A 24,047-nucleotide genomic window follows, 5' to 3' on the forward strand; every position below is an offset into this window, starting at 1 on the left:
GAACAAACGAAGGAAATTCGATGAGCGCGCGCATACGACCCGTATTGGCCGGCAATTGGAAGATGAACGGAGTGGCGGCATCGCTTCCCGAGCTCCAGGCCATCGTCACCGGTTCTCATGGCTTTACCGGCCTCGACCTCGTCGTCTGCCTGCCGGCGACGCTGATCGCGCGGGCGCAGCCGATCGTTGCGGGCTCTTCGGTCCGGCTCGGCGGGCAGGATTGTCACGCCAACGCATCCGGCGCCCACACCGGCGACGTGTCTGCCGACATGCTCAAGGACGCCGGCGCGGACTTCGTGATCGTGGGTCATTCCGAACGCCGGTCCGATCATGGCGAGACGAGCGACGCCGTTGCGGCCAAGGCCAAGGCCGCCTGGGCCGCCCGGCTTACACCCATCATCTGCATCGGCGAAACCCGCGCCGAACGCGAGGCGGGCACTGCGCTCGACGTGCTGTCGGCACAGATCGATGGTTCGGTGCCGGAAGGCGCCACGGCCGAGAACACGATCGTCGCCTATGAACCGGTCTGGGCGATCGGCACCGGATTGACCCCGACGGCGGAAGACGTGGGCGTCGCCCATGCGCACATCCGCGCCCGGCTGGAGGCGAATATCGGCGCGGCGGCGCGATCCGTGCCGCTTCTTTATGGCGGATCGGTCAAATCCTCGAACGCTGCCGAACTGATGGCGGTGGAAAATGTGGACGGCGCCCTCGTCGGCGGCGCCAGCCTCAAGGCCGCGGATTACCTCGCTATCGCTGGTGCATTCTAGACAATTTGCTTTAATGTGCATTGGCGTCGTTCGCCATCGCTTCACCACCTGACAAGCCGATACATCTGGTGACCTGACGCAGACATGGTCGCGCACTAGCATAGTCATATGGCGAATCGCTCAAGGCATGACACTTGGCGGCGTGTTGCCATTTGTATTGATGCGGCGGGAGTATGCGTATGAGCGACGAAGACATGATCAGCGCCGGCGGTGCGGTCGAACCAGAGCGGTTGTTGGAACTGACGACGCAGATCGTCTGCGCCTATGTCAGTCACAACCCCGTTCCGGCGTCGGAAGTATCGGGGTTGATTGGCTCGGTTCACCGGTCGATTTCCGCCCAGGGCAAGGCAATTGCTCCGGAACAGCAACTGGAGCCGGCGGTGCCGATCCGCAAATCGGTTACGCCCGACTACATTATTTCGCTCGAGGACGGACGCAAGTTCCGCACCCTGTCGCGCCATCTGATGGCCCGGTACGGCATGACGCCTGAGCAGTATCGACGCAAATGGGGCCTGCCGGACGATTACCCGATGGTCGCCCCCAACTACGCGGTCGAGCGCTCGAAGATCGCCAAATCGATGGGACTTGGCCGACCCGAATCCGGCGGCCCGGACGAATAGGCGTCGATCAGCCGATCAGCGGACAGTTCGGCGCCCGGCCGAACACGACCCAGACGCGTTCGCCGCGCGATCGCCCGATGATCTCGATCGAGCGTCGGCCGACGCCGACGATTTCGGCCCGCCGGATGCCCATCCGGTCAGCCTTGCGCAACGCGTCGCGCGGCGAGCACCCACCACCCCGGCCGCGCCACTCGTCGCGATCGCGGTAACCGCCGCGGTCCCAGCGTCCCGGTCCGCGGTCCCAGCGTCCGGCTCCGCGGTCCCAGCGTCCGGCTCCGCGGTCGGGCGCGAAGAACTCCGCACCCGGGCGCTGCCCGCCACCCAGACCGTAATATCCACGATCCTGCGCCACGGCGGGCAGGGCAGCCAAAAGGCTGGCGGCGACCAGACCCAGGACAGCGAACTTCTTCATTTCCAGAACCCCTCGACCATGTCGCACGATTGCGACGATAGCGGACTATGCAAGTGCGAAGCTGAATGCCGGGCTTCCGCGCCGTTCATCGACCGTTCATGCGCAACTTCAGGCGTCACCGCACACATTCAAAATTTGAGTAACTGACTGAAAGCAATTTGTTTTCTCTCCAAGACTGCCATGCTTCCGAATGAATGAACGATCCGCCGACCGAAAAACCACAGCGCAGGGGTTGATTTCAGAACAAAACAAGAACATGATCAATCATCAACTGAGGAAAGCAACATGTCCGATCTGGTCCACGATCTCGTCTCGTTCATTTCGATAGGCGCCTTCATCACGACGCTCGCCCTTTGGTTGGTGGCCGTCTGATCAGTCGCCGAGCGCCATGCCCTCCCGCCGTGGATCGGCGGCACCTTCGAGCCCCGATTGTGTGAATTCGATGCCGTGCAGGCCCGAATTGAGCTCGCGCATCTCGGTCTCGTAGCCCAGAGCCTGGAGGGCAGGGGCAAAGTCCTCCGCGCTCGATCCGGCCTCCAGCCAGTAGGGGCCGGCAATGTTGGCCAGATGCGGCAATGCGACCGCTTCGTTCATCGGCATCTGCCAGTCGATCAGGGCGACCAACGTCTTTGCGACATAGGGGATGATGGTCGCGCCGCCGGGCGACCCGATCGCGTAGATCGGCTTGCCATCCTGCAGCACGATCGTCGGCGACATCGAGGACCGCGGACGTTTGGATGCCTCGACCCGGTTTGCTACGGGTCCTGAATCCCCGTTCGGCAGAAAGGAGAAATCGGTGAGCTGGTTGTTGAGCAGATAGCCGTTCGCCATCAGCCGCGCCCCGAATGCGTTCTCGATCGACGACGTTACAGAAATGACATTGCCCTCCGCATCGGCGATGACGAAATGGGATGTTGCCGGCGCCTCGTAGGACAAGCCGTCCTGGAAAATGTCCGTTCGCCTGGTGAGCGGCTCGCCGGCCACAACCTTTTCCTGGGGCAGTGCTTCGTCGATCTGCAAAAGCTTGGAACGTTCGGTGAGATAGGTCGCGTCGACAAGTCCGGAGGGAACGTCGACGAAGTCGGGATCGGCCAGGTAGCGGTTGCGGTCGGCGAAGGCGAGGCGGGTCGCGTCGCCGATCAGCCGCCAGGCATCGGCGTCGTCCGCTCCCAGCGCACGAAGGTCATGAGGCTCGACGAGACCAAGGATCTGGCCGACGGCCATTCCGCCGGAAGAGGGCGGGCCCATTCCGCAAACCTCGAAGTCACGGTAGGGAACACAGACCGGTTCGCGTTCGACGACCTCATAGCCGGCGAAATCGTCCAGCGTCAGCGCGCCCGGATTGGTTGGATGGTTCGCAACCGCATCGACGATCGCGGCGGCTGGATCGCCACGATAGAAGGGCGCCGCTCCCTCGTCGGCGAGAAGTCGCAGCACATTTGCATAGTTCCCATTGCGTAACTCGTCCCCCACTGCCAGCGCCGCTCCGTCAGGGAAAAAATATGAGGAGGCGGCCGGATCGGAATCGAGCCGTCCGGCCTCGGCTTCGAGCAGGCCGGCAAGCCTCGGCGAAACTGTGAAACCGCTTTCCGCAAGGTCGATTGCGTCGGCAACACTATCGGAGAGGTCGAGCTTGCCGTGCCGTTCCGCCAGAAGCTCCAGCAGGAGCGGCACGCCGGGCACGCCTACGGACCGTCCGCCGACGACCGCCTCGAAAAAGGGCAAGGGTTCGCCATTGTCGTCGAGGAAAAGATCGGGCGCCGCACTCGCCGGAGCCGTTTCGCGCGCATCGTATGAGGTCAGGTCGCCCGTGGCGCCATCGTACCACAGTGCGAAGGCGCCGCCGCCAAGACCGGACGATTGCGGCTCGACCAGCCCGAGCACGGCCTGGACCGCGATTGCGGCGTCGGCTGCGGAGCCACCCCGGCGCAGGACTGCCATACCGGCTTCCGTCGCGAGCGGGTTGGCCGTGACCACCATCGATTCCCGCGCGCGCACGAGAGGAGCGGACTGAAGACCGGTCGCCGCCTCGGGAGAGACGAGATCGCTCGCCTGTTGTGCCGGAGCGAACGTCGTCACCGATAATGACAACAGGGCGGCAAGGACGGGCAGGGCGACATGGACAGATTTCGACATGGCCGATCTCATTTTGAGGGGATCACTCTACGTCGCCGAACACCTCTTCGAAAGCAGCCTTCATCGCCATGTCGACATCCGTCATGGTCACCGGAAGGCCGAGATCGACGAGGCTCGTGACGCCATGCCCACGAATTCCGCAAGGGACGATGCCATCGAAATGGGCGAGATCGGGCTCGACATTGAGCGCGATGCCGTGAAACGACACCCAGCGCCGCAGCCTTATGCCGATCGCAGCGATCTTGTCTTCGGCCGCCATCCCGTTTGGCAAGGCCGGCCGCTCGGGCCGTACGACCCAGACGCCGACACGATCATCGCGCCGCTCACCCTTCACGTTGAAACGATCAAGCGTGCGGATGATCCATTCCTCCAGCGCTGCCACGAAGGCGCGTACATCCTCGCGCCGGCGCTTCAGGTCGAGCATGACATAGGCGACCCGCTGGCCGGGGCCGTGATAGGTGTATTCCCCACCGCGCCCCGCGGCGAAGACGGGAAACCGCTCGGCAGCGAGGAGGTCGGCAGGATTTGCGCTCGTCCCGGCCGTATAGAGCGGCGGGTGCTCGACCAGCCAGACGAGTTCTCCGGCCGCGCCGTCGCGTATCGCGCCCGCGCGCTCTTCCATGAAGGCAAGCGCCGCCGGATATTCCATCAGGCCAGGCTCGATCCGCCATTCGACGGCCGGTGATCCGGGGATCGCCAGAAACTGGGCGGGCAGGGCGTCGCGCGTGGTCATGATCAGGCGGATGTATGGGATCGCGCGGCGCGCGTCCACTCGTTGACGCAGCGTCTTGCGGCAATCGGCAAAATAATCGGCAATTCCACGCCCGCGCACTTGTGCGGGGTGGGGCGATTTGCTAATTGCGCCGGGCCGGTCAAGACCGGCTGGTCATGGCGTGCGGTCGTGGCGGAATTGGTAGACGCGCAGCGTTGAGGTCGCTGTGGGGCAACCCGTGGAAGTTCGAGTCTTCTCGACCGCACCAATGCCATCTCGCTCCTATTTGGATGCGACGCGCTTCGTCCTTCGCGATTGACAGCCGGTCCCAACTATCTCACCGAATGAGTATGGTAGAAGGCCTCAGCCACATCACGTTCATCGTGCGCGATCTCGATCGTATGGAAACGATCCTCACCACGGTGCTCGACGCTCGGAAGGTCTACGACAGCGGAGCTGACACATTCTCCCTGTCGCGTGAGCGATTTTTCCTTGTGGGTCAACGCACCAATGCCGTCTGGATCGCGATCATGGAGGGCGAGCCGTTACCGGGACGAACCTACAACCACGTCGCCTTCAAAATCCCCGACACGAAGTACGATGACTATCTTGCCCGCGTTCGCGCCTTGAACATCGACCTTCGCGAGGGACGCAGTCGTGTGCACGGCGAGGGCCGCTCGATATATTTCCACGATCACGACAACCATCTGTTCGAGTTGCATACCGGCACGCTTGCCGAGCGCCTCGAACGTTACGCCGACGGTCGGTAGGGACATGCGATCCGCTGTCCGATAAGACATCCGCCAGTCGCATAAGATGGATTATGGAACTGCTGCATGCCTGCCGATCGCAGGGAAACGCCTCAGCCGCCAAACTCGATGACCATTCCGTCATAAGCCGGCTCGACATGATCCGGCGTCTCGGCGGCGACCGTGTCGTAGTCGAGCGGAATGTGCATATGCGTCAGCACCGCCCGCCTCGGCTTCAGCCGCTCGATCACCCCCAGCGCTTCCTCGAGCGAGAAATGGCTGGGATGGCGCTTGTATTGAAGCGCGTCGACGATCAGCACGTCAAGGTTCTGCAATCGCGCCAGCGTCTCAGTCGGAAATGCGCTGATGTCCGAGCAATAGGCCAGATCGCCGATACGGAAGCCGAGCGATATGATGTCGCCGTGGATTTGCGGCAGTGGCAGGAATTCGATGACGCCGCCGGGACCGTCGATCGCGAACGCGTCGTCATGCGTGATGACGTGCGGGTTCAGGATCGGCGGATAGGAACTGCCGGGCGGCGTCTCGAAGCAATAACCGAAGGAATTGCGCAACCGGTCCAGCGTCGGCCGGTCGGCATGGATGTCGATGCGTCTGCGTTGCACCAGAGCGAATCCGCGCAGATCGTCGATGCCGTGGATATGGTCGGCATGTGGATGCGTGTAGACGGCGGCGTCGACCGCTGCCACGCCCGCCGAGATCATCTGGTCGCGAAAGTCCGGCCCGGTGTCGATCACGACGCGCGTGACGCCCCCCGGCCCGATGCGCTCGACCATAGCGGCCGCGCGCCGGCGCCGGTTGCGCGGATTGGCAGGATCGCAGTTGCCCCAGTCGCCGGTGATCCGTGGCACGCCTGGCGACGAGCCGCATCCAAGGATCGTGAAGCGATATAAGGCGCTCATCAGGGCCGCGGCATCTTCGAAAACAGGCGGAAGAAATTGTCGGTCGTCAGCCGCCGGATTTCGGTTTCGTCGACGCCTATCGTGTCCGCCAGCACTTTGGCGGTATCGGCGACATAGGCCGGCTCGTTACGCCTTCCGCGATGCGGCACCGGCGCAAGGAACGGCGCATCGGTCTCGACCAGCAGCCGGTCGTGCGGAACGTTGCGCGCGATGTCGCGAATGTCCTGCGAATTGCGGAACGTCAGGATACCCGAAAACGAGACATATCCATCGAGCTCGACACCGACTTCGGCAAGCCGCGCACCGGACGAAAAACAATGCAGAACAAAGGGAAACGAACCGATCCTCGATTCGTCTTGCAGGATCGCAATCATGTCCTCGTCGGCCGCGCGCGCGTGGATCACCAGCGGCAATCCCGTTATCCGCGCCACCTCGATATGCACCTTCAAGCCATGCGCCTGCGCGTCGCGCGGCGCCTTGTCATAGTGGTAGTCCAGCCCCGCCTCGCCGATCGCCACCACCTTCGGATGACTGCTCAATTCGATGAGTTCGGCCGCGGTGACGTCGCGCTCCTCGCCGGCATTGTGCGGATGCGTGCCGACCGAGCAGTAGACCTCGTCATAGGCCTCGGCGATCGCGCGGATCTGGTCGAACCGGCGAACGCGCGTCGAGATCGTGACCATGCGCTGTACGCCCGCCGCGACCGCCCGCGCGACGACGGCGTCCCGCTCCTCCGCGAAGTCTGGAAAGTCGAGATGGCAATGGCTGTCGACCAGCATCGTCAGGCGCCCTGCACTTCCTGTTCCACATAGCGCGGGAAGATGCCCTGCGGCGCCGGCAGTTCGGCGCCCGGCTGAAGCCAGCCCTCAGCGAGATTGGCGAAGGTGCGGTCGCCAGACGGAACGTCCAGCAGATCGAGCAGCTTGTCGGCGGCCTGCGGAATGAAAGCGAGGCAGAGGATGCCGACGCGGCGCAGCACTTCCGCCGTCGTGTAGAGCACGGTGTCCATGCGCGCCGGATCGGACTTGCGCAGCGCCCATGGCTCCTGCCCGGCGAAATAGCGATTGGCCTCGGCAACGACGCCGAAGATCGCGGCGAGCGCGGTATGCAGCGCCTGGTGCCCCATGGCCGTGCGCGCGGTTGCAAGTGCTTCCAGCGCCTGGTCGAGGATCGCCCGGTCGACGTCTGCAAGCTCGCCGCGCTCAGGCACCCTGCCCGCGCAGTTCTTGGCGATCATCGACAGCGAGCGCTGCGCCAGATTGCCGAGATCGTTGGCAAGGTCCGCATTGGTGCGGTTCACGATCGCCTCGTGGCTGTAGTTTCCGTCCTGGCCGAAAGGCACTTCGCGCAGCAGGAAATAGCGCAACTGGTCGAGCCCGTAATGTTCGACGAGCGCGGCCGGGTCGATGACGTTGCCGACCGACTTCGACATCTTCTCCCCGCGGTTGAAGACGAAGCCATGGCTGAAGACGCGCTTAGGCAACGGGATGCCGGCCGACATCAGGAAGGCCGGCCAGTAGACGGCGTGGAAGCGCGTAATGTCCTTGCCGATGACGTGCAGGTCGGCCGGCCAATAGCGCCAAAGATCCGCGTTTTCATCGGGATAGCCGGCGGCAGTGATGTAGTTCGTCAGTGCGTCGACCCAGACATACATGACATGCTTTTCGTCGCCGGGCACCGGAATGCCCCAGTCGAATGTCGTCCGCGAGATCGAGAGATCCTTGAGGCCGGAGCGCACGAAGCTCGCAACCTCGTTGCGGCGTTCGACAGGCCCGACGAAGTCCGGCTGACGCTCGTAGAGATCGAGCAGCCGGTCCTGATAGGCCGACAGACGGAAGAAATAGCTCTCCTCCTCGACCCATTCGACGGGCGCCCCTTGTGGACCATACCGGACACCATCGTCGCGGACTTCCGTTTCGTCCTCACCGAAGTAGGCTTCGTCGCGCACCGAATACCACCCGGCATATCCACCCTTGTAGATGTCGCCGCTGGCTTCCATCGCCTTCCAGATCGCCTGCGAGGCGCGTTTGTGGCGCTCTTCGCTGGTGCGGATGAAATCATCGTTCGACGCATTGAGAAGCGTCGCCATCTTTTTGAATTCAGAAGAATTCCGGTCGGCAAGCTCCTTCGGCGATATGCCTTCCTTGCGCGCGGTCTGCAGCATCTTGATGCCGTGCTCGTCGGTGCCTGTCAGGAAGTGCACGTCCTTGCCGTCGAGGCGCTGGAAGCGCGCCAGCGCGTCCGTCGCGATCAGCTCGTAGGCATGGCCGATATGTGGCTTGCCGTTCGGATAGGAAATCGCGGTGGTAATGTAGAACTTCTCGGCTGCCATGCGCTCGCTCGGTCATTGGAGCATCGGCCGATGCTCTCGGATCTGGTCGCGGTCACATAGACCACGCACCGCCATTTGGCCAGTCGCGCAATCAGCGCGCGGCGCAAAGCTGGCCGAGCAGCCCGACAACGTGCTGGCGCTTGTCAAGATTGTAGGTGTCGGTATCGACGATGCGCTGGCGCACGCCAAACCATTGATCGGCGAGCCGCGCCGCCAACTCCGCGTCGCCGGCCCGACCGGCCGCCTGCGCCCGCGCCTCGGCGATGCCAGCGACATGCTCGTTGAACAGTCGGAACTGGACCGTGGAATCGCGTCCGCCGACGGCGTCGGCAATCCGGTAGGCCGCGGCGACATCGAACCTGCCGCCGGAGACCACGACGTCGACCGCATTGGCGATATCGAGCCCGCCGAACTGCGTCATCAAAAGCGCCTCGCGCACGCTGCCCGAGGCCTTTGCCGCGAGATCGTCCGGCACCTCTTCCGACCCCGGCGAAACCGCCCGCAATGCGGCGAGGAGATCATCGCTGGCCAGCGGCTTCAGCTTCAGGAGTTGGCAGCGCGAGCGGATCGTCGGCAGCATTCGGCCGATGGAATGAACGACGAGCAGGAAGAGCGTACGCGGCGGCGGTTCTTCCAGGCTCTTCAAAAGCGCATTGGCGGCGTTTCGGTTCATGTCGTCGGCGGCGTCGACGATCACGACCCGGTAGCCGCCATCATGCGAGGTCATCGATAGGAACCGTCCGACGCGGCGGATTTCGTCGACGGTCACGGCCGACTTGAAACCGGCTCCGCGATCGGCGGCAGGCCGCGTCAGGTGCAGAAGCGACGGATGCGCCCCCTGCGCCATCAGCCTGAACAGCGTAGACGCCGTGTCCGGCCGCGCGAGCGTCGACGGCGCTTCGGCCGGGCGCGGATTGGCGAGCAGATGATGGGCCAGCCGAAAGGCGAGCGTCGCCTTTCCGATCCCGCGCGTTCCCGAAAGGATCAGCGCGTGGTGGAACTTGCCCGTCCGGTAGGCGCGCGCCAGTTCGTCTGCTTCCCCGACATGCCCGAACAACTCGGCATGTTCCACCGGTTCGGGCACTTCGGGAATGCTGTCATACTGCTCGGGCGCGATGCGTTCAAAGCTCATCAGCGACCTGCAGCAAGCTCCCCGCAGGCGCGATTACCTTCTCGACCCGGCTCCACACGGCATCTGCGACCGCATCCCGCTCCTTCGACGCGTCGATGATGACGCAGCGCGCGGGCTCGGCGCGGGCGATGTCTATATAGGCCTCGCGGCGCTCCTCGTGCAGCGACAGGTCTTCCTTCTCGTAGCGGTCTGCATCGTCGGTGCCGCGCCGGCTTGCCGCGCGCCGCATGCCTTCCACCGGGTCAAGGTCGAGGATGATCGTCAGATCGGGCATCATGCCGTTGATCGCGACGCTCTCCAGTGCCGTCATGAACGCCTTGTCGAGCCGCCCTGAAATGCCCTGATAGACGCGTGAGGAATCGAGAAAGCGATCGCACAGCACGATCTTGCCGGCCTCGATTGCCGGCCGAATGATCTGCTCGACATGGTCGGATCGGGCGGCCGCGAACAGCATAGCCTCCATCGCCGGCCCGAAAGGCTCGGCCGCGCCCGAAAGCAGCACGTGCCGCACCGCCTCCCCGCCCGCCGAACCGCCGGGCTCGCGCGAGACGACGACCTCATGGCCCTCGGCCTCCAGACGGTCGGCAAGAAGCCGGATCTGGGTCGACTTTCCGGCCCCCTCGCCGCCTTCGAAGGTGATGAAATGTCCTCGTGGCAATGCGCATCCTTTCGCCGGCCGCTGAACTCGCCCCAGCGCCTAGCAGATAATGCGGGCGCGCGCCAAATGCGACCGGTGGATCAGCGCATCCAGCCGACGGCGAGTTCCTCGATCGCGTCGAGCGCGCGCTGGTGGAGCTTGCCGGTATCGACCGATTCGGCAGCATAGAGGGGCGTTTCCTGGCTCATCGCATCGCCGATCCAGACCCTGAGCGTGCCGACCCGCGCGCCCTCCTCCACCGGCGCGATGACCGGCCCGTCATAGACGATGCGCGCGACGAGGCGGTCGCGGTTGGTCAACGGCACGAAGAGCGAGATCGGCCCGTTGGACCGCAGACCGACGCCGCCCTTCTCTCCGCCATAGACTTTGGCCTCGCCGACGACCTCGTTCTCCGCGAATATCTGATACTTGTCGAAGGCGCGCATGCCCCAGTCGAGGATCTTGCGCGCTTCCTCGGCGCGCACCGCGTCGCTCTCCATGCCGCTCAGCGCGACGAAGAGGCGCCGGTCGTCGCGCGCGACTGACCCGACGATGCCGTAGCCCGATTCCTGTGTGAAGCCCGTCTTCATCCCGTCGGCGCCGATATTCATGCGCAAGAGCGGGTTGCGATTGCGCTGGGTGATGTTGTTCCAGGTGAATTCTGGCTGCGCGTAATAGTCATACTGGTCCGGATATTCGGTCCAGATGTGATGCGCGAGCATGGCGAGTTCGCGCACGGTCACCACCTGCCCTTCGGCGGGCAGTCCGGTGGAATTCTTGAACACCGATCGCGTCATGCCGATCTCACGGGCACGCTCGGTCATCAATTGCGCGAAATTTTCTTCCGAGCCCGCCATACCCTCGGCGATGATGATGCACCCGTCATTCGCAGACTGCACGATCACGCCCTGGATCAGATTTTCGAGACTGATCGACGAGCGCACTTCGGCAAACATGGTCGATCCGCCCGACATCGCGCCGCCGGTACGCCAGGCGTTCTCGCTGACGAAGAACTCGTCCTGCAGCGTCAGCCGGCCGGTCTTCAATGCGTTGAAGACGACCTCCATCGTCATCAGCTTGGCGAGCGAGGCCGGCTGGATCAGTGCATCGGGGTCCTTGGAGAAGAGGACCGTGCCGGTGTCGGCATCGATCATGAAGGCCTGCTGCGCGCGCGTCTCGAAGAGCTGGGCGGACGCGCTCGTCACAAGTCCCATGACGCACAGGAACGCGGCTATCGCCACGCCCGGAATTCGCCGATCATACATTGCCCTACCTACCCCATATGTGCCCTTCGACGAAGGCTAGCACCGGGGTCGGCAATCTCGCAACTCAACCTCGCGCGATCAGTCGATCTGACCGAGCCATTGCAGGATTGCAACGGTGCCGCCCGCAACGACCGCGCCCATGAACGTGCCCCAGCCGGTGTCGACCATCGCGACGATGCCGTCATAGCCGCGCAGGACCGAGAGATTGGTGAAATTGTAGGTGAGATAGGCGAAGAAGCCGAACAGCGCGCCGTTGAGCGCGGCCGCCTGCCATGCCCCCGCCGCCATGCCTGCGGCTACGCCGAAATAGACGAGCCCGACGATGTAGACCGCATAGAACACCGCTGCGACGCCCCAGCGCGGCTGGTCGAGCAGAAGGTCACCCATCCGGGTTGCATAGAAATTGCGGGCGATGACGCCGAGCCAGAGCGCATCGAGGATCAGGAAGAGGACGAGGGCGATCCCGTAGGCGGAAAGATACTTGGTCATCTGACGATCCCGATTGCTGCGACTGAACCGTCTACGCCGTCAGAGCGCCGGCAGATCGCCGCGCGCCCAGTTTTCCGTGATCTCGCCTGCCCTGTCCGCAAACCGCCCCGCCTCGATCGCGCTTCGGATATCGGCCATAAGCGACTGATAATAAGCGAGATTGTTCCATGTCAGCAGCATTCCCGCCAACGACTCGCCGGACTTGACGAGATGATGCAGATAGGCGCGGCTATACTCGCGCGCGGCCGGGCAATCGCTTTCCTCATCGAGCGGACGATGGTCCTCGGCGTGCCGCGCGTTCTTGAGGTTGATCTTGCCGCGCCGCGTATAGGCAAGCCCATGCCGGCCGGCGCGCGTCGGCATCACGCAGTCGAACATGTAGATGCCGCGGGCGACCGATTTCACGATGTCGTCCGGCGTCCCGACGCCCATTAGGTAGCGCGGCTTCATCTCGGGCAGAAGCGGATTGGTCACCTCCAGCATGTCGAGCATCACCTGCTGGGGTTCGCCGACCGCAAGGCCGCCGACCGCATAGCCCTTCAGATCGAGGTCGCGCAGCGCCAGCGCCGAGCGCTCACGAAGCGCCGGCACGTCGCCGCCCTGCACGATGCCGAACATCGCCCTGCCGGGCTGCGTGCCGAACGCCGTCTTGCAGCGCTCGGCCCAGCGCAGCGAAAGCTCCATCGCCTTCTCGATCGCCTTGTGCTCCGCCGGCAGCGCCGTGCATTCGTCGAGCTGCATCTGGATATCGCTGTCGAGCAGGCCCTGGATCTCGATCGAGCGCTCCGGCGACATCTCGTAGACCGTGCCGTCGATATGCGAGCGGAATTTGACGCCCTGTTCCGTGATCTTGCGCAACTGCGCCAGCGACATGACCTGGAACCCGCCCGAATCCGTCAGGATCGGGTGCGGCCAACGCGCGAATTCATGCAGCCCCCCCAACCGCGCGACACGCTCAGCGCCCGGTCGCAGCATCAGGTGGTATGTGTTGCCCAGGATGATATCCGAGCCGAGATCGCGCACCTGGTCGAGATACATCGCCTTGACTGTCCCGCCGGTGCCCACCGGCATGAAGGCCGGCGTGCGGATCGTGCCGCGCGGCATGGTGATCTCGCCGCGCCGCGCCGCGCCGTCCGTCGCGAGGACGCGGAATTCGAAATTCTCGGTCATCAATCGTCCGATCTGAAGAGCAGGCTCGAATCGCCGTAGGAGTAGAACCGGTAGCGATTCTCGATCGCGTGGGCATAGGCCAAACGCATCCGCTCCGTCCCGGCAAATGCCGAGACGAGCATGAAAAGGGTCGAGCGCGGCAGGTGGAAATTCGTCATCAGCACATCGACCGCTTTGAAGCGGTAGCCGGGCGTGATGAAGATATCGGTCGGACCGGACCACGGCGCGATCGTACCGTCCTCGCGTGCCGCGCTTTCGAGGAGCCGCAGCGACGTCGTGCCGACCGCGACGATGCGCCCGCCCGCGGCACGAACGGCGTTCAATCTGTCGGCTGTCGCGACGTCGATCGTCCCGATCTCGGCGTGCATCTTGTGGTCGTCAGTGTCGTCGGCCTTGACCGGCAGGAACGTGCCCGCGCCGACATGGAGCGTGACGAAGGCAGTCTGCGCGCCGGCCGCACTCACCGCGGCCAGCAGGCCCGGCGTGAAGTGCAGCCCCGCCGTCGGCGCGGCGACGGCCCCCTCCTCGCGCGCATAGACGGTCTGGTAGTCCGCGCGGTCGCGCGCGTCTTCCGGGCGCTTCGACGCAATGTAGGGCGGCAACGGAATGTGGCCGACGGCGTGCAGCGCCTCGTCGAGAAACGCGCCCGACAGATCGAAGGCCAGTGTCACCTCGCCGGCGTCGCCTTTCTCGCAGACCTCGGCAGTCAGGCGCCCGGCAAGGCACATCGACCCGCCATGGCCGAATTCGATCCGGTCGCCGACCTTGAGCCGCTTGGCCGGCCGCGCGAACGCCTTCCAGCTATCGGGCGCAACGCGCATGTGCAGCGTAAGGCCGATCTCACTGACCGCCTCGCCACGCCCGCGCAAGCCCGTCAGTTGTGCCGGAATGACCTTGGTGTCGTTGAAGACCAGCATGTCCCCCGGCCGCAGGAACGACGGCAGGTCGCGCACCGAGCGGTCGGCAAGACCGTCCGACGCTACCACCAGCATTTTCGCCGCGTCACGGGGCTCGGCCGGCCGCAGCGCGATCCGGTCTTCCGGCAGGTCAAAGTCGAAGAGGTCGACACGCATCGAAATCAGGGCCCCACGCAGGTCAGCGCATAGGCTCCCTGCCCGACGATCCGCAGTGTCCCGGCCATCACGTGATCGCGTTCTTCGGTCGCCGACAGCAGCCGCAACTCGGCGACGATCCGCTCGATGTTCGGATCGGTGACGTCGACGACGACGAGATCGCCATATCGCGCCGCCTGCCCGACGACGACGGGCAGGGCGTCCCGGCCGTCGATCGTCGTCCAGCGTTGTTCTCCGGCCGCGATCTCGACCCCCACGACGGAAAGCACCGGCAGGCTGCCGAGCGTCAGTTCGACCGAAGCACCATCATCGGAGGCGCAAGAAATCGTGCCGGAAGCGTAGGCGCTCCCGGCACTAAGGGCCATCATCAATGTTATGGCCGCGCGTCGCATCACGCGTCGGCGACGACCTTCATCGACACGATGGTATCGGGGTCCTGCACCGGCTCGCCACGCTTGATCTTGTCGACATTGTCCATGCCTTCGATGACCTGACCCCAGACCGTATACTGGCGGTTGAGAAAGCCGGCATCGCCGAAGCAGATGAAAAACTGCGAGTTGGCCGAGTTCGGATTTTGCGAACGCGCCATCGAGCAGGCGCCGCGGCCGTGATTGGCGTTGGAGAACTCCGCCTTGAGGTCCGGCATGTCCGAACCGCCCATGCCGGCGCGGCCCGGATTGAAGTCCTTGCCGCCCTTCTTGCCGAACTTGACGTCGCCGGTCTGCGCCATGAAGCCGTCGATCACGCGATGGAAGACGACGCCGTCATAGGCGCCGGCGCGCGCCAGTTCCTTGATCCGCGCGACATGGCCGGGCGCCAGGTCGGGATAAAGCTCGATCGTGACGTTGCCCTTGGTCGTCTCCATGACGATCGTGTTTTCCGGATCCTTGATCTCGGCCATAGTCGTTCCTTCCGTGTCTGAATGAGAATTACTCGCCCGCGCTCGCGCGCAGCTATTCGGCCGTGCCCATACGGACGCTGACCATGCGGTCCGGGTCGGTGACCGAGCCGTTCATGGCCGGGTCGCCCTTCTTGATGTTGTCGACCAGTTCCATGCCGCTCTCGACTTCGCCGACGATCGTATAGGCGCCGTCGAGCGGCGGCGCGGCGTCGAACATGATGAAAAACTGCGAATTCGCCGAGTTCGGGTCCTGCGCGCGCGCCATGCCGACGGTGCCGCGGACGAAATTCTCCGCCGAGAATTCGGCCGGGATGTTGCCGAGGTCGGAGCCGCCGGTGCCGGCGCGCTGGCTGTTATAGCCGTTTTCCATGTCGCCATACTGCACGTCGCCGGTCTGCGCCATGAAGCCGTCGATCACGCGGTGAAAGGCGACATTGTCATACGCGCCCTGCCCGACCAGCGTCTTGATCTGTTCGACATGTTGCGGCGCGAGATCGGGCCGAAGCGCGATTGTCACCTCGCCGTCCTTCAGCGTGATGATCATCGTATCTTCCGGCTCGGCGGCAAGCGCCGAAGTCGCCATGAAGGCGGCGATGAGCGTGGACGAGGCGAAACGGACGAAGGACATGTCGAACTCCCTGAGAACCTAACTGAATTTCTGACGCAACACCGGAGCGACGCTCTTCGGCACGAATGCCGAGATGTCGCCGCCCATCGAGGCTATCTGGCGGACGAGTGTGGCGGTAATCGTGCGAACTGACGGACTTGCCGGAATGAAGACGGTCTGAAGCTCCGGCGCGATCGTCTCGTTCATGCCCGCCATCTGCATCTCGTAATCGAGATCGGTGCCGTCACGCAGGCCGCGGATCATGATCGACGCGCCGTGCTGGCGCGATGCGGTCACGACGAGACCGTCGAACGAAACCACTTCAAGTCGCGCGGATTCCGCGCCGAGTTCATCGGTACAGGCCTGCTTGATCAGGTCGACCCGTTCCTCGAACGAGAACAGCGGCTTCTTGGAAGCCTGCACGCCGATGCCGACGACGATCCGGTCGGCGACCGCGAGCGCGCCCTTGAGAACGTCGAGATGGCCGTTGGTCAGGGGATCGAACGATCCCGCGTAAAAGGCAATGCGCTCAGTCATGAAGGGCTTCTACTCAGACGATGCATGGATGGCAAATGCCGGGGCGCGGCGTGAACGTCAGATGAACGGCACTCTCAGAACGGGTTCAGCGGAAAATGACGATTGTCAAGACAGCCGATGAAACCTTTTGATTCATTCGTCGTTAATTCGGCAAGGAGACACACCATGATCATCATCATGCTCGCAGCCACCATGACCCTCGCAATGCTGATCGCCACGGCGTTCGGCCTGCATCAGGAAGCCCAGCGCGTTCGTGTCGAGAGCCGCCAGCAGAAGATCAATCGCTACCGCTACTGATCTTCTCCCGTCGCTGCCGGACCACCTGCTGCGTCCGCGGCGGTCTGCGCCACGATCTCAGCCTCGCTCTCAAGTTCTTCCTCGTCGTTCTGCGGGTCCGAAATCCGCTCCACCGAAACGACTTTTTCGTCCTTCGCAGTATTGAAGATCGTCACGCCCTTGGTCGCGCGGCTGGCGAAGCGGATGCCATTGACCGGCACCCGGATGACCTGCCCCGCATTCGATACGAGCATGATCTGGTCGTCGTTCTCTACCGGGAAAGCGGCGACGAGCGAGCCGATTTCCCCGGTCTTCGAAACGTCCGTCGCGCGAATTCCCTTGCCGCCGCGGCCGATGACGCGGAAATCGTAAGACGACGAGCGTTTGCCGTAGCCCTTTTCGCTCACGGTCAGGACGAACTCCTCCCGCGCCTTCAGTTCCTCATACCGATCGCTATCGATCTGCGCGTCGTCGGAAACTTCCTCGTTGGTCAGCGCGATTTCTTCCTCTTCGCCCGTCACTGCACGCCGTTCGGCCGCCGACTGCTTCAGATAGGCGGCACGCTCGGCCGGCGTCGCGTCGACATGGTGCAGGATCGCCATCGATATCACGCTGTCGCCGTCACCGAGATTGATGCCGCGTACGCCCGTCGAATTGCGGCTCTGGAACACACGCACATCGGTGACCGGGAAGCGGATGCACTGCCCCGAACCTGCGGTCAGCAGGATGTCGTCATGCTCGGTGCAGGTATAGACGCCGAGGATTTCATCGCCCTCCTCGTCGAGTTTCATCGCGATCTTGCCGTTGCGGTTGACCTGCGTGAAATCGGACAGCTTGTTGCGGCGAACGGTGCCCCGCGTCGTCGCGAACATGACGTCGAGATTGCCCCAGCTATCCTCGTCTTCCGGAAGCGGCATGATGGTCGTGATGCGCTCACCTTCCTGCAGCGGCAGCATGTTGCGCAGGAACTTGCCGCGCGATTGCGGCGTGCCGATGGGCAGGCGCCAGACCTTTTCCTTGTAGACGATGCCGCGTGAGGAGAAGAAGAGGATCGGCGTGTGCGTGCTGGCCACGAACAGGCGCGTGACGAAATCCTCGTCGCGGGTCGACATGCCCGAACGGCCCTTGCCACCGCGCCGCTGCGCCCGGTAGATCGAGAGCGGCACGCGCTTGATGTAACCGGAATGGCTGACCGTGACGACCATGTCCTCGCGCGCGATCAGGTCCTCGTCGTCCATGTCCGCGCCGCCTTCGGCAAGCTCGGTGCGCCGGGGCGTGCCGAACTCGTCGCGAACCGCGATCAATTCATCCTTGACGATCCGCTGGATGCGGGCGCGCGACGACAGGATGTCGAGGAAATCCTTGATCTCGTCACCGATCGCGTTCAGCTCGTCGGCGATCTCGTCGCGGCCGAGCGCGGTCAGGCGCTGCAGGCGCAGTTCGAGGATCGCGCGGGCCTGCTCTTCGGAGAGGTTGTAGGTGCCGTCTTCGTTGATCCGGTGACGCGGATCGTCGATCAGGCGGATCAGCGCTTCGACGTCATGCGCCGGCCAGCGCCGCGTCATCAACTGTTCGCGCGCCGTCTGCGGGTCCGGCGCCTTGCGGATGAGGGCAATGATCTCGTCGATATTGGCGACGGCGATGGCGAGACCAACCAGCACATGCGCGCGTTCGCGCGCCTTGCGCAGAAGATACTTCGTGCGCCGGCTGACGACGTCCTCGCGGAAGAACACGAAGGCGCGCAACATGTCGAGCAGGTTGAGCTGCTCCGGCTTGCCGCCATTGAGCGCCACGATATTCGCGCCGAAGGAGGTCTGCAGCGGCGTGAAGCGGTAGAGCTGGTTCAAGATGACGTCGGCAACGGCATCGCGCTTCAGTTCGATGACGACGCGATAGCCCTGACGATCGGATTCGTCGCGAATATCGGAAATACCCTCGATGCGCTTATCGCGCACGAGTTCGGCCATCTTCTCGATCATCGAGGCCTTGTTCACCTGGAACGGCACCTCGGTGACGATGATCGCCTCGCGGTCGCCGCGCATCGGCTCGACATGAACCTTGCCGCGCATCAGGATCGAGCCGCGGCCCGTTTCATAGGCGCTGCGGATACCCGCCTTGCCGAGCACGATGCCGCCGGTCGGGAAATCGGGACCGGGGATGATCTCCATCAATTCGTGCAGCTCGATCGCCGGATTGTCGATCAGCGCGATGCAGCCATCGACGACCTCGACGAGATTGTGCGGCGGGATGTTCGTCGCCATGCCGACCGCGATGCCGCCCGAACCGTTGACCAGAAGGTTCGGAAAGCGCGCCGGCAGGACCTTCGGCTCCTGGCCGGAGGAATCGTAGGTGTCCTGCCAGTCGACCGTTTCCTTGTCGATGTCCTCGAGCAGTTCGTGCGCGACCTTGGTCAGGCGCGATTCCGTGTAGCGCATCGCCGCCGGCGGATCGCCGTCGATCGAACCGAAATTGCCCTGCCCGTCGATCAGCGGCACGCGCAGCGACCAGTCCTGCGCCATGCGCACCAGCGCGTCGTAGATCGAGGCATCGCCATGCGGATGGTATTTACCCATGACGTCGGCGACCGGTCGCGCCGATTTCACGTATTTCCGGTTCCAGTAATAGGCGCTCTCATGGCTGGCGTAGAGAATGCGCCGATGCACCGGCTTGAGCCCGTCGCGCACGTCCGGTAGCGCCCGGCTCACGATCACGCTCATGGCGTAATCGAGATAGGAACGCTGCATTTCCTCGATGATGGAAATCGGCTCGATGTCGTCCGGTCCGCCCTGCGGCCCGCGCGGTGTCGTCAAATCGGTCAAGTGGGTTCACGATCGTGCTGATGAATCACAGGCAACTTATATAGGAACGGCAGGGAAAATGCCAAACCCTCCGCCTGCACGCAGTGTCGAATAACCTACGACTTATCAATGCGTTAGCCAGCCCAATTCGATTTGTCGCGACAAACTGGGGAAAACGCGGCGATCGTGTGGCGATCGGGCTCACCCACCATCCGCCTCCACGAGGATGCGGCAGCGGCCCGAACATGCGATAAGGACGCTCCTTCGAGCCACTCGCACCACGGATTCCGACGTGTTCGACGCCATCTTCAACGCCTTCGTGACGCTTCTCGTGACGATCGACCCGCCGGGGCTGGCGCCACTCTTCCTGGCTTTGACGGGCGGCATGAACCGCGCCGAGCGCGCACAGGTCGGACTTCGGGCAAGCATCATCGCCTTCGCCATTCTGGCGCTGTTCGCAGTGGCGGGAACGACTATCCTGGCGGTCTTCGGCATCACGCTTCCCGCCTTCCGCGTGGCCGGCGGGCTTCTGCTCTTCTACATCGCCTTCGAAATGATCTTCGAGCGCCGCAATGAGCGCAAGGAAAAGAGCGCCGATGCTGCGATCACCGTCGACCACATCCGCAACATCGCCGCGTTTCCGCTGGCATTGCCGCTGATCGCCGGGCCGGGCGCGATCTCGGCGACCGTCCTCTTGTCCGGCACATTCGATTCCGCGCCCCACCGCGCCCTGCTCGTCGCGATCATCGCCGCCTGCATCGGGCTGACCTGGCTCGTCTTCATCGCCGCAGAACGGATCGACCGGTTTCTGGGCGAAACCGGTCGATCGATCCTCACGCGCCTTCTCGGCGTCATCCTGGCCGCGCTGGCGGTCCAGTTCGTCGCCGACGGCATCAAGGCGCTGATGGCGGCCGCTTGAGCCTTACTGTGCTGGCGCAGGCTCGGCCGGAGCCGCCGGCTCGGCAGGCGCCGCGGAAGGCTCCGCAGGTGCTGCGGGCTGCGCCGGCTGGCCGACAGCGGCCTGGATATATGTGTTGATCTGCTCGGCGAGCGCCGGATCGGTCTGCGCCTGCTGGATGATCGTGCCGTACTCCTCGACCGTGATACCGTCGACGGACTCGACCGCATCGACCATCTCTTCGCTGGCCTGCTCGCGAACGGTGTTTTGCGCGTCCTCGCCCTCGGCTTCCTGAAGCTGCGGCGCGTAAGTCCGGTTGATCTGGTCGACCTGGAGGAAGGCGACGACAAAGGATTGCAGCTTCGCCTCGTCGTAGTTGGCGGCGGGCCCAGTCTGTTCGGCGGGAGCCTGTGCGGCGGGCGCTTCCATCGTCTCCTGCGCGATTGCAGAAAGCGCGGTCGCTCCCGCAAAGCCTAAAGTGGTCGCGAGAATTGCTGCGCGGATTTTCGTGTTCATCGGCATATTACGCCCTTCCATTTCGATTGCCGGAAGTATTTCGAAATTCCGGCATGTTCGGCAACGTCACATCGAAAGGCTTGGGAGAAGCCCATCGAGGGAAAACGCAACCATGAATTCATCCGACAACGCCGGGTGATTTCAGCAGCCCGGAGATTGGCATCGATTGTTCGAATTGCCACTCAATTGATCTTTGAAGATGAGACAAAAATTCAAAAAGGCCGGCGCTATCTGCACCGGCCCTTTGCGAATTCATAACGAATGGGAAAGATCAGAACGGTTCTATGTGGTCACGGTTGTCAACGTCGCGCTCTGACCCCATGGCACGCCTGCTGTACAGCTCTCCGGATCGCAGTTGAGTGTAAACTCGGTCCGTGTAAACAACCACTTTTTTCGGCATCGGCACAGGAGGATTGGCAAGCGGGCGCGGCGAAGCTGCGTCCGAATGCCAATTCTCATGTGGCGATCAAAATTCTGAGGGCTCTATGCCTCAAAAGCGGCGCCGAACAATCTCGCACCTTCTCCAGTTCCGAAATCCTCACCAGACAAGTTTTCCACAGCACGAAAAGTCGATTTCGACGGAGGATGACGTCGGCGCTTCGGCCGGCTAGGGATGCAAGCCGGCAACGACACGGCGTCGTCGCACTTAGGCGAGTGTTCAATGGCAGGCAGTGCGAAGCGGGCGGCATTTCCCCGCATGATCAGTCAGTTTTTGCGTCAGCGCGGAGCTACAGTTCTTCCACCACGCGACCTCGAGCGCCTTAGCTCCTATCTTCAAAGGCTCATCCGCAGCGGCATCCTGCCACCTCGCGTGGGTGGCAGGCTGGATTGGCAAGCGATTGCCGAAGCTGTCGACCTGGATCAGGCCGCACTGGCGGAAGCCCGAGCAACGCTGGAGCCCGCCCTCGACGCAATCTGCCGTTTTCTGGAACCGACCGCCTCCGAACACGCTCGAGGTGCGCAGACGAAGATCAAGATGCCGAAGCAGCCCAACGTACCAGCGCCTTCCGCGCGCAGATCAAATAGCAAGAGCAGTCCGGAATGGCGATGGGAAGAGACGGCCATGGCTGCGGCAGCGCGCTCCGGTCGGCCAAGATGCAGCCTCTCTTCTGGCCGCCGCCGAGGTATGATGCCCAAGCCAGTTGTCGAGTTTCCCGAGGCGCAATGGGCTGTTTGGGAAGAGCCATTGACGTTTTCGGAGGCACTTAAGCTCCATATGGATCGTCATAGCGATTCTGTATGGCACCTACATCGCGCAGTTGTCCAATCCGACGAGTCATTCAATCACAAGACCTTTACGAGTTGGATCCAAGGCACCAAGACTCCTCGGGCAGCGACGAGCTTCGAGATCCTTGGACGGATCGAACGACGCTATCGGCTTCCTTCAGGCTACTTCAAGGCGAAACTGGCGCAGCCAAACCGCGCCACCTCTGGACACCACCCGGCCAATGTTACGCCGTCACAACGAAGACGTTTGGCCTGGCACCTACCTGACGATTTCGACCGCAGGCCTCCTTACGGGCAGGAAGAAATTCTTAAATGGGTACAAGAGAACATCATTTCTGGTGGCACCGACTACAGGCGGTTCCAAGCGCTGGCACTGCGCAACCGCTACGCCGTACGCTTCCCCGGCATACTAGACCAAGATCTCGGCTTTGACAGACCACTGTCAAGCCATCAGCAATCGGCGGCTCCCAACGCAGATGATATCGATACGGAAGGTGCGACAAATGTGGCCGTCGATGCACCTCGGCGTCTATGGCTTGAGATGTCCGAGCTACTGCGATTCAAGACGGCGACACTAACTACCATTGGTTTCCAGAGAGTGGGTGTGTGGGGAGGCGAAACAGCAGCACAGAAGGTCGAGCACTTCGGACTTCTCTTTGGTTCGCTCGCGGCACCGAAGCGTAGTGCAGTGCGAGGCCTCGGCATCCCGCTCGAAGCGCTGACCTTTGCGATGCTCGTCTTCCCGGCAGTGTGGGATTGGTATCTGACCTGGCGCGAGAAGCGCCGCGGCTTCTACACTTCCTGGGAGGTAGACATGCTCAGGATCGCGCTGGCGCTAACTCGTGCAGAAACCGGTTGGCTTCGACAACGCCCTGATCTTGCTCACCACATCCAAGCAATTCCTGCACTCATATCTGAAGCGGAAATCCTTGCTACCCAGTCTGATTGGGACGCCGCATGCGACCTTTGCCAGAAGCACTGTGCGGGCCGCATCAAGGAAATCCAGCGCGTGGCCAAGGTCCACCGCGATCCGTTCGAGCCAATCCTGCCCATCTTAGAAGCAGACAGCCCTGTCGGAGAGTATCGGAAGATCGCGGACGAGATTCTGAGAATGATGCCGGACGAGTGCCGGTATCCGGTGGCGGCAGCCGAAGCCACCCGCTCGTTCCTCATTATTCGGCTTGGCCTTCACACGGGCCTTCGCCAGAAAAACCTTCGGCAGCTCTTACTGTGTCCTCGAGGCCGTACTCATACATCAGAACGCCACCTTGAGGACATGAAGGTTGGCGAATTGCGATGGAGCGAGCGAGATCAGGGTTGGGAGGTCTTTATTCCCGCGGCGGCGTTCAAGAACGCCAGTTCCTCATATTTCGGCGATAAGCCTTTCCGCCTTGTGCTGCCGAACATAGGCGATTTCTACTATCATCTGGAGGCTTATGTTGGTCGCCATCGGCTGAGGCTTCTGAAGGGAGCCCACGACCCTGGTACGTTTTTTGTCAAGACGATGAAGGTGAACAGCGTGACAGCAGCCTATGACCAGACAACATTCTTTGAAGCCTGGAGGCTCATTATCCAGCGCTATGCCATCTACAACCTCTGAATAGCCCCGAGTTTCGTGGACGCCCTCGGGTTACAGTTCCTGCTGCCGTTCGAATTCGACGGGTGACAGCATCCCGTTCCTGACGTGCTTGCGCTTCGGGTTGTAGAACATCTCGATGTAGTCGAACACGTCCTGCCTTGCCTCTTCGCGTGTTCGGTAGGTCCTTCGCCGGATTCGCTCGCGCTTGAGGAGATTAAAGAAGCTCTCCGCCACGGCATTGTCATGGCAGTTGCCGCGCCGGCTCATCGAATGCTCAAGATTGTGGTGCTT

General features: G+C 63.0%; 25 protein-coding genes and 1 tRNA gene. 7 read left to right on the plus strand and 19 right to left on the minus strand.

Annotated elements, in window-relative coordinates:
- The first annotated feature begins 20 nt into the window (after positions 1–20).
- On the plus strand, positions 21–770 hold the full coding sequence (tpiA, locus tag ACT6QU_RS05395; protein ID WP_444562985.1) for a triose-phosphate isomerase: 750 nt from the start codon (positions 21–23) through the stop codon (positions 768–770).
- A gap of 179 nt (positions 771–949) precedes the next feature.
- Positions 950–1,390 carry a MucR family transcriptional regulator gene (locus tag ACT6QU_RS05400; RefSeq protein ID WP_444562986.1) on the plus strand — a complete coding sequence of 147 codons (441 nt, stop codon included), beginning with the start codon at positions 950–952 and terminating at the stop codon, positions 1,388–1,390.
- Between the two features lie 7 nt (positions 1,391–1,397).
- Here the strand turns inward: ACT6QU_RS05400 and ACT6QU_RS05405 are convergent, their stop codons facing one another.
- From ACT6QU_RS05405 to lipB, 3 genes are all read right to left on the minus strand, one after another.
- Positions 1,398–1,802, minus strand: a complete 405-nt coding sequence (locus ACT6QU_RS05405; RefSeq protein WP_444562987.1) for a hypothetical protein — start codon at positions 1,800–1,802, stop codon at positions 1,398–1,400.
- Positions 1,803–2,174: 372 nt separating this feature from the next.
- Complete coding sequence (ggt, locus tag ACT6QU_RS05410; protein ID WP_444562988.1) at positions 2,175–3,938, minus strand: gamma-glutamyltransferase; 1,764 nt, start codon at positions 3,936–3,938, stop codon at positions 2,175–2,177.
- Positions 3,939–3,960: 22 nt separating this feature from the next.
- Positions 3,961–4,671, minus strand: a complete 711-nt coding sequence (gene lipB, locus ACT6QU_RS05415) for a lipoyl(octanoyl) transferase LipB (RefSeq protein ID WP_444563019.1) — start codon at positions 4,669–4,671, stop codon at positions 3,961–3,963.
- Between the two features lie 162 nt (positions 4,672–4,833).
- On the opposite strand from lipB, the gene ACT6QU_RS05420 reads away from it, so the two are divergent.
- Both ACT6QU_RS05420 and fosX read left to right on the plus strand, forming a co-directional pair.
- Positions 4,834–4,918, plus strand: a tRNA-Leu gene (locus tag ACT6QU_RS05420).
- Positions 4,919–5,000: 82 nt separating this feature from the next.
- On the plus strand, positions 5,001–5,420 hold the full coding sequence (gene fosX, locus ACT6QU_RS05425) for a FosX/FosE/FosI family fosfomycin resistance hydrolase (protein ID WP_444562989.1): 420 nt from the start codon (positions 5,001–5,003) through the stop codon (positions 5,418–5,420).
- Positions 5,421–5,512: 92 nt separating this feature from the next.
- Here the strand turns inward: fosX and ACT6QU_RS05430 are convergent, their stop codons facing one another.
- The 13 genes from ACT6QU_RS05430 to coaD form a co-directional block, all read right to left on the minus strand.
- Positions 5,513–6,319, minus strand: a complete 807-nt coding sequence (locus ACT6QU_RS05430; protein ID WP_444562990.1) for an MBL fold metallo-hydrolase — start codon at positions 6,317–6,319, stop codon at positions 5,513–5,515.
- Entirely contained in the window at positions 6,319–7,098 is a 780-nt protein-coding gene (locus tag ACT6QU_RS05435; RefSeq protein WP_444562991.1) for a TatD family hydrolase, read from the minus strand. The genes ACT6QU_RS05430 and ACT6QU_RS05435 overlap by 1 nt, the downstream gene beginning before the upstream one ends.
- 2 nt (positions 7,099–7,100) lie before the next feature.
- Complete coding sequence (gene metG / locus ACT6QU_RS05440; RefSeq protein WP_444562992.1) at positions 7,101–8,651, minus strand: methionine--tRNA ligase; 1,551 nt, start codon at positions 8,649–8,651, stop codon at positions 7,101–7,103.
- Between the two features lie 91 nt (positions 8,652–8,742).
- Positions 8,743–9,783 (minus strand): DNA polymerase III subunit delta', encoded by a 1,041-nt coding sequence (locus ACT6QU_RS05445; protein ID WP_444562993.1) that lies wholly within the window; start codon positions 9,781–9,783, stop codon positions 8,743–8,745.
- Positions 9,773–10,441: a dTMP kinase gene (gene tmk, locus ACT6QU_RS05450; RefSeq protein WP_444562994.1), complete on the minus strand. Its 669-nt coding sequence runs from the start codon at positions 10,439–10,441 to the stop codon at positions 9,773–9,775. Before tmk ends, ACT6QU_RS05445 begins: the two co-directional genes overlap by 11 nt.
- A gap of 80 nt (positions 10,442–10,521) precedes the next feature.
- Complete coding sequence (locus ACT6QU_RS05455; RefSeq protein ID WP_444563020.1) at positions 10,522–11,634, minus strand: D-alanyl-D-alanine carboxypeptidase family protein; 1,113 nt, start codon at positions 11,632–11,634, stop codon at positions 10,522–10,524.
- A gap of 129 nt (positions 11,635–11,763) precedes the next feature.
- The gene (locus ACT6QU_RS05460; RefSeq protein ID WP_444562995.1) at positions 11,764–12,174 is read right to left on the minus strand and encodes a DUF2177 family protein; all 411 of its coding nucleotides are present in this window, start codon (positions 12,172–12,174) and stop codon (positions 11,764–11,766) included.
- Positions 12,175–12,213: 39 nt separating this feature from the next.
- Positions 12,214–13,344, minus strand: coding sequence for a tRNA guanosine(34) transglycosylase Tgt (gene tgt, locus ACT6QU_RS05465; RefSeq protein WP_444562996.1), 1,131 nt, complete (start codon positions 13,342–13,344; stop codon positions 12,214–12,216).
- On the minus strand, positions 13,344–14,417 hold the full coding sequence (gene queA / locus ACT6QU_RS05470; RefSeq protein ID WP_444562997.1) for a tRNA preQ1(34) S-adenosylmethionine ribosyltransferase-isomerase QueA: 1,074 nt from the start codon (positions 14,415–14,417) through the stop codon (positions 13,344–13,346). The genes tgt and queA overlap by 1 nt, the downstream gene beginning before the upstream one ends.
- 5 nt (positions 14,418–14,422) lie before the next feature.
- The gene (locus ACT6QU_RS05475; RefSeq protein WP_444562998.1) at positions 14,423–14,785 is read right to left on the minus strand and encodes a hypothetical protein; all 363 of its coding nucleotides are present in this window, start codon (positions 14,783–14,785) and stop codon (positions 14,423–14,425) included.
- Positions 14,786–14,808: 23 nt separating this feature from the next.
- Positions 14,809–15,318, minus strand: coding sequence for a peptidylprolyl isomerase (locus tag ACT6QU_RS05480; protein ID WP_024585558.1), 510 nt, complete (start codon positions 15,316–15,318; stop codon positions 14,809–14,811).
- Positions 15,319–15,370: 52 nt separating this feature from the next.
- Entirely contained in the window at positions 15,371–15,946 is a 576-nt protein-coding gene (locus tag ACT6QU_RS05485; RefSeq protein WP_444562999.1) for a peptidylprolyl isomerase, read from the minus strand.
- A gap of 18 nt (positions 15,947–15,964) precedes the next feature.
- Complete coding sequence (coaD, locus tag ACT6QU_RS05490; RefSeq protein ID WP_444563000.1) at positions 15,965–16,462, minus strand: pantetheine-phosphate adenylyltransferase; 498 nt, start codon at positions 16,460–16,462, stop codon at positions 15,965–15,967.
- A gap of 165 nt (positions 16,463–16,627) precedes the next feature.
- On the opposite strand from coaD, the gene ACT6QU_RS05495 reads away from it, so the two are divergent.
- The gene (locus tag ACT6QU_RS05495; protein WP_280113745.1) at positions 16,628–16,759 is read left to right on the plus strand and encodes a hypothetical protein; all 132 of its coding nucleotides are present in this window, start codon (positions 16,628–16,630) and stop codon (positions 16,757–16,759) included.
- Here ACT6QU_RS05495 and gyrA read toward each other — a convergent pair.
- Positions 16,753–19,557 (minus strand): DNA gyrase subunit A, encoded by a 2,805-nt coding sequence (gene gyrA / locus ACT6QU_RS05500; RefSeq protein WP_444563001.1) that lies wholly within the window; start codon positions 19,555–19,557, stop codon positions 16,753–16,755. The genes ACT6QU_RS05495 and gyrA overlap by 7 nt on opposite strands.
- Before the next feature lie 271 nt (positions 19,558–19,828).
- On the opposite strand from gyrA, the gene ACT6QU_RS05505 reads away from it, so the two are divergent.
- A complete protein-coding gene (locus ACT6QU_RS05505) occupies positions 19,829–20,455 on the plus strand; it encodes a MarC family protein (RefSeq protein WP_444563002.1) in 627 nt (208 codons plus the stop codon).
- A gap of 3 nt (positions 20,456–20,458) precedes the next feature.
- On the opposite strand, the gene ACT6QU_RS05510 is transcribed toward ACT6QU_RS05505, so the two are convergent.
- Positions 20,459–20,950 carry a DUF4168 domain-containing protein gene (locus ACT6QU_RS05510; RefSeq protein WP_444563003.1) on the minus strand — a complete coding sequence of 164 codons (492 nt, stop codon included), beginning with the start codon at positions 20,948–20,950 and terminating at the stop codon, positions 20,459–20,461.
- A gap of 661 nt (positions 20,951–21,611) precedes the next feature.
- Here ACT6QU_RS05510 and ACT6QU_RS05515 point away from each other — a divergent pair.
- Positions 21,612–23,777 (plus strand): hypothetical protein, encoded by a 2,166-nt coding sequence (locus ACT6QU_RS05515; RefSeq protein WP_444563004.1) that lies wholly within the window; start codon positions 21,612–21,614, stop codon positions 23,775–23,777.
- Between the two features lie 30 nt (positions 23,778–23,807).
- Here ACT6QU_RS05515 and ACT6QU_RS05520 read toward each other — a convergent pair.
- Positions 23,808–24,047, minus strand: a 240-nt coding sequence (locus ACT6QU_RS05520) for an IS3 family transposase (RefSeq protein ID WP_444836863.1), incomplete at its 5' end; no start/stop codon positions are given.

The sequence above is a fragment of the Aliihoeflea sp. genome (assembly GCF_052435475.1).
Taxonomy (GTDB): Bacteria; Pseudomonadota; Alphaproteobacteria; order Rhizobiales; family Rhizobiaceae; genus Aliihoeflea.